1 protein-coding gene is annotated in these 672 nt (G+C 29.8%); it reads right to left on the reverse strand.

What is annotated here, in order from left to right; genetic code table 11:
* Positions 1–101: 101 nt before the first annotated feature.
* Positions 102–620 carry a translationally-controlled tumor protein gene (locus EK369_RS22975; protein WP_235871516.1) on the reverse strand — a complete coding sequence of 173 codons (519 nt, stop codon included), beginning with the start codon at positions 618–620 and terminating at the stop codon, positions 102–104.
* Positions 621–672 lie beyond the last annotated feature (52 nt).

Below are 672 nucleotides of genomic sequence, written 5' to 3' on the forward strand. Positions count from 1 at the left end.
CGCCAGAGTGAATCTTTTAGTTTAAACTTTTTTTCTTAATTACAATAGATAAAAAATATATTAAGATATAAATGGAGAAGTCTGATTGAATTTTAAAAGTTCTAGAATTTTTCTTCATCTAATCCATGTTTAAAAAACATCATTACAGGGACAGATTCGCCATCAATATCACGGTATTCTAAAAGAGCTACCATACCATCAACATCCATAGATTCCCCCGTAAAGAACTGTAAATCCTTAAACCTTCCCAAAATATCTTTCATTACTTTGTTCATGTTTGTTTTAAAGACATCTACTTGATCTGGTGCCTTTTCTTCTAATTTAGCTACTAATTTTTTCATGTAGTCTTTTAGATAAGCAGTATAACTTTTTTTATCACCAAAAGCATAGCTTTCAGCTAACCTATGATTTAAAACTATGTCGACACCTGACTCCAAACCCTCATCAACACCTTCTAACTCTTCTTCTGCAGATGGATTGAAGCCATCTATATTAATATCACCTTGTTTACGTTGAACATGTTTACCATAAACTTCGTACAAAACATCATCAATTAATTTTAACTTGTAAGTATCAGAAAACATTTCATCGCCAGTAAAAATATCTTTGTAGATTTTCATTTTGGATGATGTTTAAAGAAAACTATTTATGATATACTAAAAATTCATGTAG

It is taken from the genome of Shimia sediminis, from assembly GCF_003990645.1.
GTDB classification, from domain to species: domain Bacteria; phylum Pseudomonadota; class Alphaproteobacteria; order Rhodobacterales; family Rhodobacteraceae; genus Shimia; species Shimia sediminis.